Here is a 17463-nt window from a genome sequence, read left to right on the forward strand (position 1 = left end):
AAACCCATTAAACCCATTAAACCCATTAAACCCATTAAACCCATTAAACCCATTAAACCCATTAAACCCATTAAACCCATTAAACCCATTAAACCCATTAAACCCATTAAACCCATTAAATCATCAATCATGAAAAATCGGAGTAACAAATGTTCACTTGTTACCGTCAGACTAGTATTTTTCCCGAAAGCCTTCGGCAATTTTTTCCAGCTCGTTCATTAAATGGATATCCCTGTCCGTTTCAGCTACATCATTGGGCTTGTTGTGATCCCAGTGTTTGATAATCGCGATTAACAGATAGGTGTTGGCGTCGAAAAAACCAAGGCAATAAACCAAAACATAACCACTGGTTCGTTTAAATTGCGCCAGTTTGAGTGGAAATCCTTTGTCTTTGAAATGCAGGTGCTGCAATTCAAGGTAAGATCGATTATGCGTAAACCGGTAGGGAACGTCTCGACCAAAGGTAATGGGTAAGCCTTTTCCCTCTTTATAGGCCCGAAAGTCATCAACCAGCGCCTTGGTTTTCTGTTCGCCTAAAGCCTCTTTTAAAACACGGTGCGTGAATATTCTTATCACCGCAGAGTTTCCTTTTAATTGCTTATTGACTTTTCCGTTATTTTCTTTATTTCATTTTCACTAAGGTGAAAATGATCTGCTGGAGACGAAGGGCGCTGTTCATCACCAGCAGATCACTAAAGATTGGTCGTGTCCTTTCTTCGGAGAGATAGGTCCATATCTTACGACCATTCTTCGTAGTCCCCGGCCATTCCCTCTTTGATTTTTGCAGCCATCTTAGTGGTTATTTTATTCATATTTAGCCCTTCTCCGGTGAAATTGGCCGGGATGCTTTTCAATTCCGTACTTCCCCGTTGTGCATATTCACAAAGCGTGCTCATCTCTTCAAAAAGTGCGGCAGGAACGGCGTAAAACTGGATCTGATTGTTAGATGAAACAGCAATAGCATCTCCCTGGGCTTCTGCCAGTGCTGCACTGGGATTGGATTTAAACTTACTGATAGCTGTTGTGTAGCCACACATGACTTTCTGCAACATGGTAAACCTCCATTCAGAAAAATTATAAAATATACTAAATATAGGGCTAAATATAGCTCTATATTTAATCTGAAACCAGTATCTTGTAGACCGTTTATCGGCCTATCTTTAGCTGTTTGGCAATCTTTGAGGTTCCCATAGATAAAGAGTTTCAAGAAACCGATTTTAATAACGTTTTCAACCGGGGAATAAACTTTTTCATAAACCGATTAAATCATTAAAAATAGGGGGTAACAAAATCCGCAACCAAATGATTTAAATGAATATTAACCAGGTTATTTGCGGTATTATTATGTTGCATTTATTATGCAAAACCAACACCTTAAATACGCGGGTTTAAATTTTTTTACATTGATTTAATCATTCCAATAACGTTGTTTTTCTACGGTTTTATTTAAACGTTTAAATGCCCGTTTAACTGTTCTGGCTGATTAATTTGCCAGACTTTTACCATCGTTGATGCAATAAAGCATTATTAAAGTATCAGAGAAAACGAATCAGCCGATAACACGCTATCAAAAGTTTCCGATAAAACGAAATTTTAAATGGGTTGGTTAGCAGTCTGAGTTCCCTCAAAAAGAGGGAACTATCAGGTGAGAAATCAGAATTTCTGGGAGATACTGAATTTAATGTTACGTCCAATCCCGGAAACCGATTCACTGAGGTATGGGCGATAATCACGATTAAACAGGTTATTTACTGTGACACGTGCTTCAAGACCTTGCCAGAAATTGGGTTGCCAGCTGGCGAATAAGCCGTGCAGTGCATAACCTTTGCTTTTTGGTAATGCCCAATGACCTGCATCTGGATCGCCATCTGTAGGAGAACGGTCTTGTTTGCGAATGAAATCACCAGTCCAACCAACAGCCATTTGCCATTGAGGAATTTTTACACCAAGCATTGTATGGGCAGAGGTAGGTGGAATATCTCTAAGCCAGGTTTTACGGTTCCACCACGGATTGATAGGAGAGGTATCCCTTTGCCCACGGATTGTTGAGAAAGAGAATTTGCCAAATAGGTAACTACTATCATAGAAGGTTTCGATTTCTAGCCCCTGAATGGAGTATCCCGGTAAATTACGATAATTGGGTAAGGGCTTGCTGCAAGCGGATTCTGGTGCGCCGTTTGCTTGAGCTTTACAGTGAATCTTACTGCGGCCAGTAAATATTTCGTCTTTACCTCTGTTGTAGAATAGAGTGGTGCGGATCTGTAAACTATCCTGAGCTGTCAGCAGATTATTAAAATCCAGAATTGCACCGAAGCGGAGTCCAGTCATTCTTTCTACATCTAGATTACGACTGGTGGCTGTAACACTTGACTGTGCATATTGTACTTCATATTGCTCATCTACCAGTGGGGCACGCCATGTATGGCTAATATCAGAAAATAGTGATAGGTTTTGTGTTGCTTTCCACATAATACCTAAATGAGGAGACCAGCCGGTATAGGTGACGCTGCTATAATCGTGGCCTATTTTGGGCGATTTATCATTATAAACGGCAGCAATGTTTTCCTTGCCCGTATTTTTGATATGGTCATAGCGAATTCCCGGTGTGACGGTGACACTGCCAATAGTCATTGCATCTTGTAGATAGAAACTATGAGTTTCTTGTTTTCCTGATGGCATTTGATATGGTTGGAAATAGCCATAATTATAGGCTGGATTTTTACTCTGATTTTTGTAATACATTAATGTGTTACGCTGATTTTTATGCCAACGAACACCAGTTAGGAGCGTGTGCTCTATCGCTCCAGTCATAAAAGCCATTTTATTATTGATATCAACAAGATTATCCACATAGTCGATCCAACTTTCATTACCAAGATTTCCTATGCTAGCAACTGCTCCTGCATTGACTGGCCGCTTATCATGCTGTTCTGTTTTCGAATAGGCATAAGTTGCTGTCAGGTTAAGTAACGGATTGTCTTCTGGTGCAATATTCCATTTAGCAGTGTAATTTTGGTCTGTTTGATCACGATAAACCAGCTTACGACGCCAGGCTTCATCCCAACCATATTTCTTAATATGGGCCTCTGATGGAGTAACTATTTCATCGCGTTTTGCTGCCCACGGCTGCCAACCATCAGAATCAGAACGCATAGCGGAAAGTGTTAATGTATTAGCATCGTTCAGGTAAAAATTCGTTTTCAGTAAGTAGGATGCCTGATCACTTTTAGAGAATGCAAAACGGGTGCCATCCGGTCGTTTAATGTTGCCGCCATCTCGTTTGCTCATATATAACAGGCCGTCAGCAAAGCCTTCTATTGTCCGGCCATAGACTGCGCTGCTATAAATATTTTGGCGATCATTGGTGTGATAACTGTATTTCAACAATCCACCAAAATCTTCTCCAGGCCGTAATAAATCACTGGCATCTTTGGTGACAACTTTAACTGTTCCGCCAAATCCGCCATTACCATCAAGTAGATTATGTGGGCCTTTATCGACATCGACTCGCTTGATTAATTCTGGCTCAATAAAGATAGAGCCTTGGCGATATTTCTCGAAGCCTTTTGGTGCATCATCCAGAGTGACTTTAACGTCTTCGGTATCGCCCATTCCCCAGATATTCAAAGTTTGGCCGCCTGGACGAGGCGATCCTGACATAGAAACGCCGGGGAGTTGATCGAGCAGCTCGGCAATATTATCTGCCTGGGTGCGTTCAATATCCTCTTTTTTCAATACTGAGCTTCCAGCACTGACGCTGTTATTCAATCCGCCAATAACAGAAAGTGTGGAAAGTGTGATGACTTTCTCTGATTTTTCCGGTTTTTCTTTTGATTTTTGTTCTCCATTTTCCTGGGCGGCCAGATAACCTGGCAGGCCAGTACTCAGCATAATTATGCTGGATAAAGCATAATGAAGAGTGCGATTAATTGGTTGTGTAGTCGCTGTAGCTGAGGTTTTTTGTGGTTTCCCGCTATTTTTCATTGTTATAAGCATCCTTGAAATGTCGTTAAATAGAAAAGTTGCACTTACAGGATAGGTCACTTAACGCAAGGAATCGGGCAGTAAAAAGTTAATAACGGTATTAATTATTTTGTTGTTCAAGATATCTTCAAATCTGAGCTAAAAGCATCTGTTAACAATAACTCTTGATGTTGTTACTAGATTGCTCTTGAGTCTATTTTTATGTATGTTTATACAGTCATTGTTGATAGGCTAAAGCAGAATGCGAAAGATTATTCATATTGATATGGATTGTTTCTACGCAGCTATTGAAATGCGTGATGATCCGTCACTTCGTCATATTCCCATTGCTGTGGGCGGCAGTGCAGACAAGCGGGGTGTTATTAGTACAGCTAATTATCCTGCCCGTCGTTTTGGAGTACGTAGTGCAATGTCTACTGCAATGGCGTTGAAACTCTGTCCTCAGCTTAAAGTTCTTCCGGGGCGTATGGCGCTATATCGGGAGGTTTCCCGGCATATCCATCAGATATTGTCTCGTTATACTGAGTGGATAGAGCCTCTGTCATTGGATGAAGCTTATCTAGATGTCACTGATAGCCATCATTGTTATGGATCTGCCACGCTTATCGCACAGGAGATCCGTAAATCCATTTTTGATGAATTACAATTGACGGCATCAGCCGGTATTGCGCCGGTGAAATTTTTGGCAAAAATCGCTTCTGATATTAATAAACCGAATGGGCAATATGTCATTCCTCCTGATCGAGTGGCTGATTTTGTTAAGGTTTTACCTTTGCGAAAAATTCCGGGGGTTGGCAAAGTCATGGTGCAACGGCTGGCTAATATGGGGCTGGAAACCTGTTCTGATATACAAAAATATGACGTGATTGTTTTGGTGAAACAATTGGGGAAATTTGGTCAGGTACTTTGGGATCGTTGTCACGGTATTGATGAGCGATTAGTGAATCCAGACCGTCTGCGAAAATCAATTGGTGTGGAGCGGACACTTGCGAGAGATATTCATCATTGGGAACAGTGCACTGAACTGATGGGAAGTTTATATCTGGAATTAGAAAAACGATTAAGTAATGTTAAACCTGATCTGCGGATTGCTCGTCAGGGGGTTAAACTGAAATTTGATGATTTTCAACTAACCACTCAGGAACATGTTCATCCACTATTGGATAAACAGGATTTACTGCAATTGGCCCAGAAAACATGGACATCTCGTCGGGAAGGGCGTGGCGTTCGTTTAGTGGGTTTGCACGTAACTTTGCAGGATCCAGAAATTGAGCGGCAACTTTTATTTGAATGGTAACTTGCTTGAATGGTAATTCCCCTGCCATCACATTGAGGCAGGGGAGAGCTGATTAAGCTTTTTCAGGAATAGCTTTCAGAATTGCCGTCAGCAGTTGCCAATATTGCCCGACACTCTTGATGTGCACCTGTTCGTCAGGAGAGTGAGCGCCCGTAATGGTTGGCCCGATAGATACCATGTCCATATCAGGATAAGGTTTCTTGAATAGGCCACATTCTAGTCCGGCGTGGATCACCATGATATTAGGTATCTTGTCGAATAACTGCTGATAAGTTTCACGTACTAAGTGCATTACCGGAGAACTTGCATCTGGCTGCCAGCCGGGATAATCACCTTTAGCGGAAATCTCAGCATTCGACAGTTGAGCTAGCGAAGAGAGCATACCTATGACATAAGACTTGCCGCTGTCGATAAGCGAACGGATTAAGCAAATGAGATTTACCTTATCTTGTTCCATCGCCACAACGCCCACGTTTAGCGAAGTTTCTACTACACCTTTGATGACATCACTCATACGGATAACACCATTAGGGGTACTGTTTAGCAATGAGATAAAACGGCTTTGGCAGTCATCAGTTAATGCCTGAATGTCGGTTTCGACCTCTTCCAGTAATACAGTCAGGTTTTTCTCAACGACGGCATACTCATTTTTCAGTATACCTAAGTACTCATCTTTCAGTTGAGTAAGCTGTGCTGCTTTATCGGCAGGGATAGCAACAATAACATGGCCTTCGCGTGGAATGGCATTACGCAGCGTACCGCCTTGGAAGTCGAGCAGTTTTAGCGCCAATTCCTGAGTATGGGCGGCAAGGAAGCGAGCCAGTAGTTTGTTGGCATTACCCAGTCCTAAATGAATATCACAACCGGAATGCCCGCCCTTTAGCCCTTTGATTATCAGTTTTAGTGTTTTGTAGTTAGCCGGAACAACTTCACGAGTCAATGCTAAAGTGGTGGTAAAATCGATACCTCCAGCACAACCCATGTAGATTTCCCCTTCTTCCTCTGAATCGGTATTGATTAAGATATCAGCTTGCAGCCAGCCCGGTTGCAAGCCAAAAGCGCCATCCATTCCGGCCTCTTCTGTCATGGTCAATAAAACTTCTATAGGGCCATGTTTTACATTGTCATCAGCCAGTACAGCCAACGCTGATGCCAGGCCAATACCGTTATCAGCTCCCAGAGTTGTACCTTGGGCAGTAACCCATTCACCATCAACATAAGGACGGATAGGATCTTGAGTGAAATCGTGTACTGTATCGTTGTTTTTCTGCGGCACCATATCAAGATGTGCTTGCAGAACAACCGCCTTACGATTTTCCAACCCTTTACTGGCTGGCTTTCTGATCAGAATATTGCCGACTTGATCACGTTCAACGTGCAACTCTTTTTCTTGCGCCCATTGAACAATGTGGGTTGCCAAGGCTTCTTCATGATAGGAAGGGTGAGGAATAGAGCAGATTTTGGCAAAGATGTCCCATAGAGGTTGAGGGGATAATTGTGATAGTTCTGATTGTAATAGTTCTGACACGACGAATCTCCTATGACTGCATCTCAATTAAGATGGAAATACTACTCTCTACCCGATAAATAGTTTTTATACCCGTCATCTTTCAAGTTGCCTCTTTGTTGGCTGCGCTCACTCACCCCGGTCACATAGTTTGCTATGCTCCCGGGGATTCACTCCCTTGCCGTCGCGATGCATCTTGAAATCCATTGGGTATATATGATGAGCGCTTAACGCCATGATGTTATTGGACTCAGAATACCACTTTAGTTTTGTTAAGAATAATACGATTCATCGATTCCTTGTTTCCGCTAGTTTTTACAGACCTAAGTCACTATAATTCGCGCAACTTTTTTTGCCAGATGCTTTTCTAAAGTATTTTTAAGTTGTCGGGATCAATTTTTATGAGCGAAAAATATGTCGTAACTTGGGATATGTTGCAAATACATGCCCGTAAATTGGCGCAACGTTTACTCCCTATCGAACAGTGGAAAGGTATCATTGCCGTTAGCCGGGGTGGTCTTGTGCCTGGGGCGCTTTTAGCGCGTGAATTGGGTATCCGTCATGTAGATACAGTCTGTATTTCCAGCTATGACCATAATAATCAACGTGAACTACAAGTTCTGAAAAAAGCAGAAGGTGATGGTGAAGGTTTTATCGTTGTGGATGATCTGGTTGATACTGGAGGTACTGCTCAGGCCATCCGTGAAATATATCCAAAAGCCCATTTTGTGACTATTTTTGCAAAGCCGGCAGGCCAACCTCTGGTTGATGATTATATTGTTGATATTCCTCAAGATACTTGGATCGAGCAACCTTGGGATATGGGTGTAGTATTCGTTCCGCCAATTTGTGAAGGTAAATAACGTCAGCATTGTTATGGCAAACCAGAACCTTTCAGAATCACTTTTTAAGCCAAGACAAAAACATCAGGAAACTTCCACGCTGGTAAAGCACTGCCATCCCCGGTTAATTGCGGGTAATTACAGTACGTTGGATGGTAATAGTCATGGTAGTTGGTATCGTATGATTAACCGGCTGATGTGGATTTGGCGAGAAATTGATCCGTTTGAAATAGAAGAAGTGTTGTGCCGGATTGCCATGACAAACGCGCAGCGCAGTGATGATAATTTACTGGATACTGTGATTGGGTATCGTAAAGGTAACTGGGTTTTTGAGTGGTCACATCAGGCGATGTTGTGGCAACAGAGAGCGTTGCAGGTAGAGCAGATCTCAGAAGCTGGCAATTTCTGGTTGAAAGCGGCTAATTTGTATAGCATCGCTGGTTATCCCCATCTTAAGGGTGATGAGTTGTCTCAGCAGGCCGTCATTCTAGCCAATAAAGCTTATGAAAATGCGGCTCGTTGTTCTGGCTATCAGTTGAGGAAAATAGAGTTCAAACTCAAGGAAGGTGGTTGTGTGACTGGCTTCCTTCATCTGCCTCAGCAACTGCAAAGGCCTTCTCCAACTATTTTGGTTTGTGGCAGTTTGGATAATTTGCAAAGCGATTATTATCGGCTATTCCGTGATTATCTGGCGCCGCTTGGATTTGCGATGTTAACTGTGGATATGCCCTCGATTGGTTACTCTTCACGTCTGAGGCTGACACAGGATACTTGTATTCTCCATCAACAAATCATCCATCAACTGGATGAAATTCCTTGGATTGACCACTCCAGGATTGGCCTATTTGGTTTTCGCTTTGGTGCCAATATTGCCGTCCGGTTGGCCTATTTGGAATTTAAACGTATCAAGGGTGTTGCAACTCTTGGCGCTATCGTTCATGAGTGGCTCAGCAGCGTTGAACGTCAACAAAATTCACCTTCGATGTATCTTGATATGTTTGCTAGCAGATTGGGTATTTATAATGTGGATGAAAAGGCGTTTCGTCTCGAACTCGGCTGTTACTCCCTTAAAAAACAAGGTTTGTTAGGTCGGCGTTGTTCCGTTCCTATGTTAGCGGGTTATTGGCAGAATGATATTTTCAGCCCGAAAGAAGAATCTAAGCTGATAGCAATGTCATCAATGGATAGTAAATTACTGGCTATTCCGACAACGCCTGTTTATAACAGTTTCAATAAGGCGTTATGGGAGATTAGTCAATGGTTGAAAAATAAAGTCTGTTGATGAAATTTCCGTTACTTGTTGATTATTAGCTGCTTTATTTTATAAAAATTTCATGCGCTTTCGGGTGAAGTGAACAGCATTAATTTGTTCTAAGCTCCTATATTTTTCAATTTAGCATTATGATGCCTGTTGGCATAACGCTTCTCTCCTGTTAAAACTGAGCACTGTTTTTTTAATTTAAATCTAATGGCAAAAATATGATGAATAGCAGCCAAACATTGGTTGTGAAACTGGGGACGAGTGTACTGACAGGCGGCTCTCGTCGCCTGAATCGAGCTCATATTGTAGAACTGGTAAGGCAATGTGCTCAGCAACATGAAAAAGGTCATCGCATTATTATTGTGACTTCCGGTGCTATTGCGGCAGGGAGGGAACATTTGGGCTATCCGGATCTACCTGCAACAATTGCCTCCAAGCAATTGCTGGCGGCGGTCGGTCAAAGTCGGTTGATTCAGTTGTGGGAGCAGCTCTTTTCTATTTATGGTATCCATGTTGGGCAAATGTTATTGACCCGGGCGGATTTAGAAGATCGCGAACGTTTTTTAAATGCCAGAGATACCTTACAGGCTTTGCTCGATAATCGCATTGTGCCTGTAATTAATGAGAATGATGCAGTTGCAACGGCGGAAATTAAAGTTGGTGATAATGATAATTTATCTGCACTAGCGGCAATTCTGGCGGGAGCCGATAAGTTGCTATTGCTGACGGATATTGAAGGGCTGTATACCGCTGATCCGCGTAGCAATCCAGACGCAAAACTTATCCCGGAAATTTATGACATCAGCGATGAATTACGTATGGTTGCCGGTGATAGCATTTCGGGTTTAGGGACGGGAGGAATGGCAACTAAACTTCAAGCTGCGGGGATTGCAGGTCGCGCTGGTATTGATGTCATTATTGCCGCGGGTAATAAACCAGATGTCATCTCTGATGTCATTGAAGGTAATCCAGTAGGTACTCGCTTTCATGGGTTGGAAAGCCCGATGGAAAATCGCAAGCGTTGGATTTTTGGCGCACCTCCAGCGGGTGAAATTATTGTAGATCATGGCGCTGAGACAGCAATCTGCGAAAAAGGCAGCTCTTTATTACCGAAAGGGATTAAAAATATTAAAGGTGATTTCTCCCGTGGAGAGGTTATCTGCATTCGTAGTCTGTCTGGTAAAGATTTGGCGCATGGTGTTTGCCGTTATAACAGTGATGCTCTACGTTTAATTGCAGGCCACCATTCACAACAGATAAGCCAAATCCTCGGTTATGAATATGGTGCTGTTGCGGTTCATCGTGACGACATGATCGTAAGTTAAGGATTTATAATGTTAGAACAAATGGGAAAGGCTGCCAGGGAAGCTGCATGGCAACTGGCACAGCTAAGTACAAAACAGAAAAATCAGGCATTAATCCGCATTGCAGATTTGCTAGAGCAGGAATGTGCAATCATTCTTGAAGCTAATCAGCTTGATATGATTCAGGCTCGTGAACAGGGCATGAGCGAAGCACTGTTGGATCGTCTATTATTGACGCCAGAACGTTTGACAGCGATAGCTCACGATGTTCGTCAGGTATGCCGTTTATCTGACCCGGTAGGGGAAGTCATTGATGGCAGTTTGCTTGACAGTGGTTTGAGGTTGGAGCGTCGCCGTGTACCGCTGGGTGTGGTCGGGGTGATTTATGAAGCGCGCCCTAATGTCACCATCGATGTTGCATCTCTGTGTTTGAAAACCGGTAATGCAGTTATTTTGCGTGGAGGTAAAGAGACTCATAACACCAATCAAGCGACAGTGAAAGTCATTCAGCAGGCACTTGAACAGAGTGGATTACCTACCGCAGCCGTGCAAGCGATAGATAAACCGGACCGTGAGTTAGTTATTCAGCTACTAAAAATGGATCGCTATGTGGATATGTTGATTCCACGTGGTGGGGCAGGGTTGCATAAGCTGTGCCGTGAGCAATCGACCATTCCAGTTATTACGGGTGGAATTGGCGTTTGTCATACCTTTGTCGATGAAAGTGCTGATTTTGCTAAGGCATTAACTGTAATCACTAATGCTAAGGTACAACGGCCAAGTGCCTGTAATGCTTTGGAAACCTTGCTGGTACATCAGAAGATTGCGGCTGATTTTCTGCCTGCATTGAGCAAGCGCATGGAAGAACAGGGAGTTACTCTGCATGCGAGTAAATCAGCAATGGTGTTTTTGAAAGATGGACCTGCTAAGGTCGTGGATGTTACAGAAGCAGATTACTGTGATGAGTGGTTATCTCTGGATATGAATGTGGAAATTGTTAGTGATATGGGGCAGGCAATTGATCATATTCGTACATATGGTACGTCCCATTCTGATGCTATTTTGACTCAATCTTTGCACAATGCTGACTATTTTGTTCGTCAGGTTGATTCTGCTGCGGTTTATGTGAATGCTAGCACTCGTTTTACTGATGGTGGCCAGTTTGGCTTGGGAGCGGAAGTTGCCGTTAGTACGCAAAAACTGCATTCCCGTGGTCCAATGGGATTAGATGCGCTGACTACGTATAAATGGATTGGTTATGGAGATGATTTAATCCGTAAGTAATGTGTTTACTGTTACCCCAGAAGCGTGTCTGGTTATATTGAAGTTTCGGTAAGATCATGCTTTTGGGGTAGCTTTTACCGTATATATTAACTTTTAATTTTACGTTGATGTAAAGTTCTGGTTACTATAGGCGTTAATATATTTTTAACGATGAAATTTATCAAGGATATCAGGCAGTGAACCAAATATTATTTATTGTAGGTGCACGTGGGGCAGGAAAAACGACGGTTGGAAAATTATTAGCCAATGAATTATCGTACACATTTATTGACACTGATCACCATATCCAACAAACCAGTAACATGACCATTGAGGATATTGTTAACCAGCAAGGATGGCAACAATTTCGGCAATTAGAAAGTCAAGCTTTACAACAAGTTACTCAAAGCAATTGTGTTATTTCTACCGGTGGTGGGATCATTCTTTCCGCTGAAAATCGCCAATATATGCGACAAAATGGCACGGTGATTTATCTTCAAGCTTCAGCGAGCATTTTGGCTGAGCGATTAATGCAGCAACCAGAAAGTACCCAACGCCCTAGTTTGACGGGAAAATCTATTATTGAAGAAATGGAAGAAGTGCTTGCCGCCAGAGAAAATCTCTACTGTGAATGTGCGAACCATATTATTAATGCGCAACTTTCACCGGAAAAAATTACAACTTATGTGAAAGAAATTATGTTCTCTGGAATAGTTTTCTGACACTATTTTAGTATTTTTTATAGAGAAATAGGAATATTACAGTGTCGAAGAATAAATAGTATCTTCTATTTATTTTTTCAAATGGGTTGAGATACGAATATGTTGTTTAAATTTCTAAGGCTTGTTTTTCGTTTAATGTTTCGTTTAACAATAGAAGGAGATATTAAACAATTTAACCACCCCAAATGCCTTATCACGCCTAATCATGTCTCTTTTCTTGATGGTGTTTTGCTGACACTTTTCTTGCCGGTTAAGCCAGTATTTGCTGTCTATTCCAACATTGCAAATCGTGGTTTTATGAAACTGGTAAGGCGCTATGTTGAAATAGTTCCCTTAGACCCAATAAATCCAATGGCTGTCAGGATACTGGTTAAGGAAATAGAAAAAGGACGACCAATAGTTGTTTTTCCTGAGGGAAGAATTACTGTTACCGGTTCTTTGATGAAAATCTATGATGGGGCAGCTTTTATTGCGGCGATATCCGAAGCCGTTGTGGTTCCTGTTCGTTTTGAAGGGTTAGAAAGAACCCTATTCAGCCGATTAAAAGGTATTTTCAAACTTCACCTTTTTCCGAAGGTGACAATGAAAATCCTGCCTGCGGCACAATTGCCGATGCCGGATGCGTCTAGTTCGGAGCAACGACGTCGTTTAGCCGGTGAGCGTTTGCATGAAATAATGATGAATGCACGAATGGCGACCCGACCGCAAGAAACAATATTTGAATCTTTATTGGTTGCACGAAAACAATTTGGTCGTTTTAAGCCCTGTATTGAAGATGTTTCTTTTAAAGAAGAGAGTTATAACAGTCTGCTTAAAAAAGTACTGGCTGCCAGTCGTATTTTGCAGCGTTTTACCTGCCAGGGGGAACGGATTGGTTTTCTTTTACCTAATGCCACTATTATGGTCGCTGCGATATTCGGGGCATCTTTGAGAGGAAGAATACCGGCTTTACTAAACTATACAACCGACAGTCATGGATTGAAGAATGCGCTAGCGGTTGCCAGTATTAAAACTATCGTGACTTCCCGGCAATTTCTGAAAAAGGAGCGATTAACACATTTATCTGAGCAGGTTACTGAGATTAACTGGGTTTATCTTGAGGATTTGGAAGGTACAGTGACTTTTCTGGATAAATTATGGATCTTGTGGCACCTCTTTTTTCCGAAGCAAGCGATGGTGGCACAAAAACCAGATGATGATGCTTTGGTACTATTTACGTCCGGTTCAGAAGCTGTATCAAAAGGTGTAGTTCACAGTCACGCGAGTTTGTTAGCCAATGTGGAACAGATAAAAACCATTACTGATTTCAATCCACTTGACCGTTTTATGTCTTCTCTACCGCTATTTCATGCATTTGGATTGACTGTTGGCTTATTCACTCCACTGTTGTCTGGTAGTCGAATATTCCTCTACCCAAATCCATTGCATTATCGGGTAGTGCCAGAACTGGTATATGAATGTAACTGTACCGTATTATTGGGTACATCCACTTTCCTGGAGAATTATGCCTATTTTGCTCATCCGTATGATTTTGCGCGTCTTCGTTGTGTTATAGCCGGTGTTGAAAAGCTCACTGAAAATACTAAACAGATTTGGCAAGACAAATTCGGTATTCGCATTTTAGAAGGATATGGCATGACAGAATGTGCGCCTGTCATTGCATTAAATGTGCCGATGATGGCTAAGGTCGGTACTGTTGGGCGGATTTTGCCAGCAATGGAATCCCGTTTGATTCCGGTAGCAGGAATTAAGACGGGGGGACGTTTGCAACTACGTGGCCCAAATATGATGAAAGGGTATCTGAGAGTGGAAGATCCAAATCATTTAGAACCACCGGCGGCAAAAGATGAGCATGGGAATATTCAGTTTGATTGGTTCGATACTGGAGATATTGTTTCAATTGATGAACAGGGATTCTGTACTATCCTCGGTCAGGGGAAACATTTTGTTAAACAGGAAGAAATCGTGTTATTGGAAAGTGAAGCTGAATAGGAACAATAATCGTGAATGCATCCTCCGTTGTTCAACCGCTATTAACCCGCGGTATGAAAGCTGTATTGGTGTCGCAGTTTTTTTCGGCTTTTGCCGATAATGCGCTGTTGTTTGCGATCCTGGCGCAATTGAAAGCCCAGTTTTATCCTGACTGGAGCCAGCCAATATTACAGATAGTGTTTGTCTTGGCATATATCCTATTGGCGCCTTTTGTGGGGCAAATTGCTGATCGTTTCCCGAAAGATCGTGTGATGTTGTTTGCTAATAGCCTAAAGTTGTTGGGCGCGTTTACTATTTGCCTGGGATATGATCCATTTCTGGGTTATGCCTTGGTGGGCGTGGGGGCTGCATCATATTCACCGGCTAAATATGGAATCTTGGTTGAATTGACCGATGGTGATCGTTTAGTCAAGGCTAATGGTTTGATGGAGGCTTCAACGATAATTGCCATTCTTACGGGCTCTGTTGCTGGCGGTTTTTTGTCTGATTGGAATTTGGCTGTCGCACTGCTTGTTTGTGCACTGATGTATGGTATCGCTGTTGTCGCTAATTTCTTTATCCCTCGATTATCGGCGGTGCGTCAGGATAAAGGCTGGAATCTGAAAAAGGTGCTGACAGACTTTGCTTCATCTTGTTGTATTCTTTGGCATAACAAAGGAGCTCGATTTTCTTTAATTGGTACGAGTTTGTTCTGGGGAGCGGGTATCACATTGAGATTCCTATTGGTCTTATGGGTACCTGTTGTTCTGGGAATTTCTGACAATAGCACGCCGACAATACTTAATGTGATGGTTGCTGTCGGCATTATTATTGGTGCAGGTATTGCTGCCCGTTTCATCACCCTTAAAACAGTCCACCGTTGTATGCCTGCTGGTGTTTTAATCGGCGTGATGGTGGTCATTTTTGCTGTTCAGCAAAGTATTTGGGCTTCCTACGTCTTATTAATCACTCTCGGTATTTTTGGCGGTTTGTTTATTGTTCCACTGAATGCATTATTGCAGGAAAGTGGCAGACAAACGATTGGGGCGGGTTATGCAATTGCAGTACAGAATTTGGGTGAGAATATCGCCATGTTATTGATGCTTGGCTTGTATTCATTGGTTATTAAAATAGGCGTCCCGGTTGTTACAACAGGGATAGGCTTTGGTACTCTGTTGGCGTTGACAATCACGAGTTTGTGGATTTGGAACCGGTTTCAAAGAAATGGATCTTTTACCGGATAAAGAGAGTGTTATGAGTGAAAAAATTCTGACTCAGCTTAGTATTGAACTGGGAGAGAAGCTGAGACAGCAAAAACTGTGGGTGACTTGCGCTGAATCTTGCACCGGTGGCTGGTTGGCGAAAACAATTTCAGATATTGCCGGTAGCTCTGCTTATTTTGACCGAAGCTTTGTGACATACAGTAATAAATCTAAGCATCAGATGCTTGGTGTGTCAGAAGCCGTTTTACAGCAATATGGGGCTGTCAGTGAACAGGTTGTGAGAGAAATGGCCGTAGGAGCACTGAAAGCTGCGCAGGCAGATCTGGCGGTTTCGGTCAGTGGCATTGCCGGGCCTGATGGTGGCAGCGAAGAAAAACCTGTTGGTACAGTGTGGTTTGGGTTTGCATATCTAACGGTAAATGGGGTAGAAGTTGTGTCTCGCCGTTGTTGTTTTAATGGTGATCGAAATGAAGTACGCCTTCAAGCTGTCATTTATTCTCTGAAAACACTGTTATCAGAGATTATATACCCAATGGATTTCAAGATGGATCGCGACGGCAAGGGAGCGAATCCCCGGGAGCATAGGTAACTGTGTGACCGGGGTGAGCGAGTGCAGCCAACAAAGAGGCAACTTGAAAGATAACGGGTATAAAAAATTAACTTGATGCTGTATGATTATACAGTATAATTACAAACAATGTTTTAGTATCAGAAATTATTCATCGGCAGTGAGAGAGCCCTTTCATTGCTTACGAGGGAGTAAAAATGGCTATTGATGAAAATAAACAAAAAGCACTAGCAGCGGCACTAGGCCAAATTGAAAAACAGTTTGGTAAAGGTTCCATCATGCGTTTGGGCGAAGACCGTTCAATGGACGTTGAAACTATCTCCACGGGTTCATTGTCACTGGATATTGCATTAGGTGCTGGCGGCCTGCCGATGGGGCGTATTGTTGAAATCTATGGCCCGGAATCTTCTGGTAAGACAACGCTGACATTACAGGTGATTGCTGCGGCACAACGTGAAGGTAAAACCTGTGCGTTTATTGATGCTGAACACGCTCTTGATCCTATCTATGCTAAGAAGTTGGGTGTTGATATTGATAACCTGTTGTGTTCTCAACCCGATACGGGGGAACAGGCTCTTGAGATCTGTGATGCGTTAACACGTTCCGGCGCTGTTGATGTCATTATCGTAGACTCCGTTGCTGCCTTAACACCAAAAGCCGAAATAGAAGGGGAAATTGGTGATTCTCATATGGGGCTGGCAGCTCGAATGATGAGTCAGGCAATGCGCAAACTGGCCGGTAACTTGAAAAGTTCCAATACGTTGTTGATCTTTATCAACCAGATTCGTATGAAAATTGGTGTCATGTTTGGTAACCCTGAAACTACCACCGGTGGTAACGCGCTGAAATTCTATGCTTCTGTTCGTCTGGATATTCGCCGCATTGGTTCTGTGAAAAATGGCGAAGAGGTCGTTGGTAGCGAGACCCGTGTTAAGGTGGTAAAAAACAAAGTGGCAGCGCCATTTAAGCAAGCAGAATTCCAGATTATGTATGGCGAAGGCATTAACACTTATGGTGAATTAATCGATTTAGGTGTGAAGCATAAATTGGTGGAAAAAGCAGGCGCATGGTACAGCTATAATGGCGATAAAATTGGTCAAGGCAAAGCGAATGCTACCATTTACCTGAAAGAACATCCTGAAGTTGCTACTGAGCTGGATAAAAAATTACGTGAAATGCTGTTGCACAATGCCGGCGAATTCAATAGTGCTGCTTCTGATTATGAAGCCAATGAAAACGAAGAGATGAATAACGAAGAATTCTAATCTAATAATATCGGTAGTCTCTATTCTTGTATTCAAAGCTGTAAAAGTTTTGTCATCAAACTTATACCGCGTTAATAATGACGCGGTTTCTTCTCTCAGAAAGCAAGTATTATCCATATTATGCGATCATGCTTTCAGAAAATACCTAGACGATTTACAATGCTGCCTGCGAATGGATGTATACCCAATGGATTTCAAGATGCATCGAGACGGCAAGGGAGTGAATCCCCGGGAGCATAGCAAACTATGTGACCGG

General features: G+C 42.5%; 13 protein-coding genes and 1 pseudogene. 10 read left to right on the forward strand and 4 right to left on the reverse strand.

Features of this window, described 5'->3' with window-relative positions; all coding sequences use genetic code 11:
* Positions 1-171 precede the first annotated feature (171 nt).
* The 3 genes from ACGF5R_RS18875 to ACGF5R_RS18885 all read right to left on the reverse strand — a co-directional run bounded on the left by ACGF5R_RS18875 (position 172) and on the right by ACGF5R_RS18885 (position 3984).
* Positions 172-576: a type II toxin-antitoxin system YafO family toxin gene (locus ACGF5R_RS18875; RefSeq protein WP_112878346.1), complete on the reverse strand. Its 405-nt coding sequence runs from the start codon at positions 574-576 to the stop codon at positions 172-174.
* 161 nt (positions 577-737) lie between these two features.
* Entirely contained in the window at positions 738-1052 is a 315-nt protein-coding gene (locus tag ACGF5R_RS18880; RefSeq protein ID WP_112878347.1) for an antitoxin of toxin-antitoxin stability system, read from the reverse strand.
* A 601-nt stretch (positions 1053-1653) separates the two neighbouring features.
* Positions 1654-3984 (reverse strand): TonB-dependent hemoglobin/transferrin/lactoferrin family receptor, encoded by a 2331-nt coding sequence (locus ACGF5R_RS18885; RefSeq protein WP_112878348.1) that lies wholly within the window; start codon positions 3982-3984, stop codon positions 1654-1656.
* A gap of 241 nt (positions 3985-4225) precedes the next feature.
* Between ACGF5R_RS18885 and dinB the strand changes: the two genes are divergently transcribed.
* Positions 4226-5281 (forward strand): DNA polymerase IV, encoded by a 1056-nt coding sequence (dinB, locus tag ACGF5R_RS18890; RefSeq protein ID WP_387692201.1) that lies wholly within the window; start codon positions 4226-4228, stop codon positions 5279-5281.
* Positions 5282-5333: 52 nt separating this feature from the next.
* Here dinB and pepD read toward each other — a convergent pair whose 3' ends face one another.
* Entirely contained in the window at positions 5334-6809 is a 1476-nt protein-coding gene (gene pepD, locus ACGF5R_RS18895) for a beta-Ala-His dipeptidase (protein WP_387692203.1), read from the reverse strand.
* A 380-nt stretch (positions 6810-7189) separates the two neighbouring features.
* Between pepD and gpt the strand changes: the two genes are divergently transcribed.
* From gpt to recA, 9 genes and pseudogenes are all read left to right on the forward strand, one after another.
* Positions 7190-7651, forward strand: coding sequence for a xanthine phosphoribosyltransferase (gene gpt, locus ACGF5R_RS18900; RefSeq protein WP_112878352.1), 462 nt, complete (start codon positions 7190-7192; stop codon positions 7649-7651).
* Positions 7652-7664: 13 nt separating this feature from the next.
* Entirely contained in the window at positions 7665-8912 is a 1248-nt protein-coding gene (gene frsA / locus ACGF5R_RS18905; protein ID WP_387692205.1) for an esterase FrsA, read from the forward strand.
* A gap of 200 nt (positions 8913-9112) precedes the next feature.
* Positions 9113-10216, forward strand: coding sequence for a glutamate 5-kinase (gene proB / locus ACGF5R_RS18910; RefSeq protein ID WP_112896388.1), 1104 nt, complete (start codon positions 9113-9115; stop codon positions 10214-10216).
* A 9-nt stretch (positions 10217-10225) separates the two neighbouring features.
* Positions 10226-11479 (forward strand): glutamate-5-semialdehyde dehydrogenase, encoded by a 1254-nt coding sequence (proA, locus tag ACGF5R_RS18915; protein WP_112878354.1) that lies wholly within the window; start codon positions 10226-10228, stop codon positions 11477-11479.
* Positions 11480-11655: 176 nt separating this feature from the next.
* Positions 11656-12180 (forward strand): shikimate kinase AroL, encoded by a 525-nt coding sequence (aroL, locus tag ACGF5R_RS18920; RefSeq protein ID WP_112878355.1) that lies wholly within the window; start codon positions 11656-11658, stop codon positions 12178-12180.
* A 99-nt stretch (positions 12181-12279) separates the two neighbouring features.
* A pseudogene (gene aas / locus ACGF5R_RS18925) lies at positions 12280-14157 on the forward strand (bifunctional acyl-ACP--phospholipid O-acyltransferase/long-chain-fatty-acid--ACP ligase); the annotation flags it as partial.
* A 68-nt stretch (positions 14158-14225) separates the two neighbouring features.
* A complete protein-coding gene (gene lplT / locus ACGF5R_RS18930; protein ID WP_112878374.1) occupies positions 14226-15395 on the forward strand; it encodes a lysophospholipid transporter LplT in 1170 nt (389 codons plus the stop codon).
* Between the two features lie 10 nt (positions 15396-15405).
* The gene (pncC, locus tag ACGF5R_RS18935) at positions 15406-15963 is read left to right on the forward strand and encodes a nicotinamide-nucleotide amidase (RefSeq protein WP_112878375.1); all 558 of its coding nucleotides are present in this window, start codon (positions 15406-15408) and stop codon (positions 15961-15963) included.
* A 176-nt stretch (positions 15964-16139) separates the two neighbouring features.
* Complete coding sequence (recA, locus tag ACGF5R_RS18940) at positions 16140-17207, forward strand: recombinase RecA (protein ID WP_112878357.1); 1068 nt, start codon at positions 16140-16142, stop codon at positions 17205-17207.
* The last annotated feature ends 256 nt before the right edge of the window (positions 17208-17463 follow it).

Source organism: Photorhabdus sp. RM71S, from assembly GCF_042879355.1.
GTDB classification, from domain to species: Bacteria; Pseudomonadota; Gammaproteobacteria; order Enterobacterales; family Enterobacteriaceae; genus Photorhabdus; species Photorhabdus kayaii.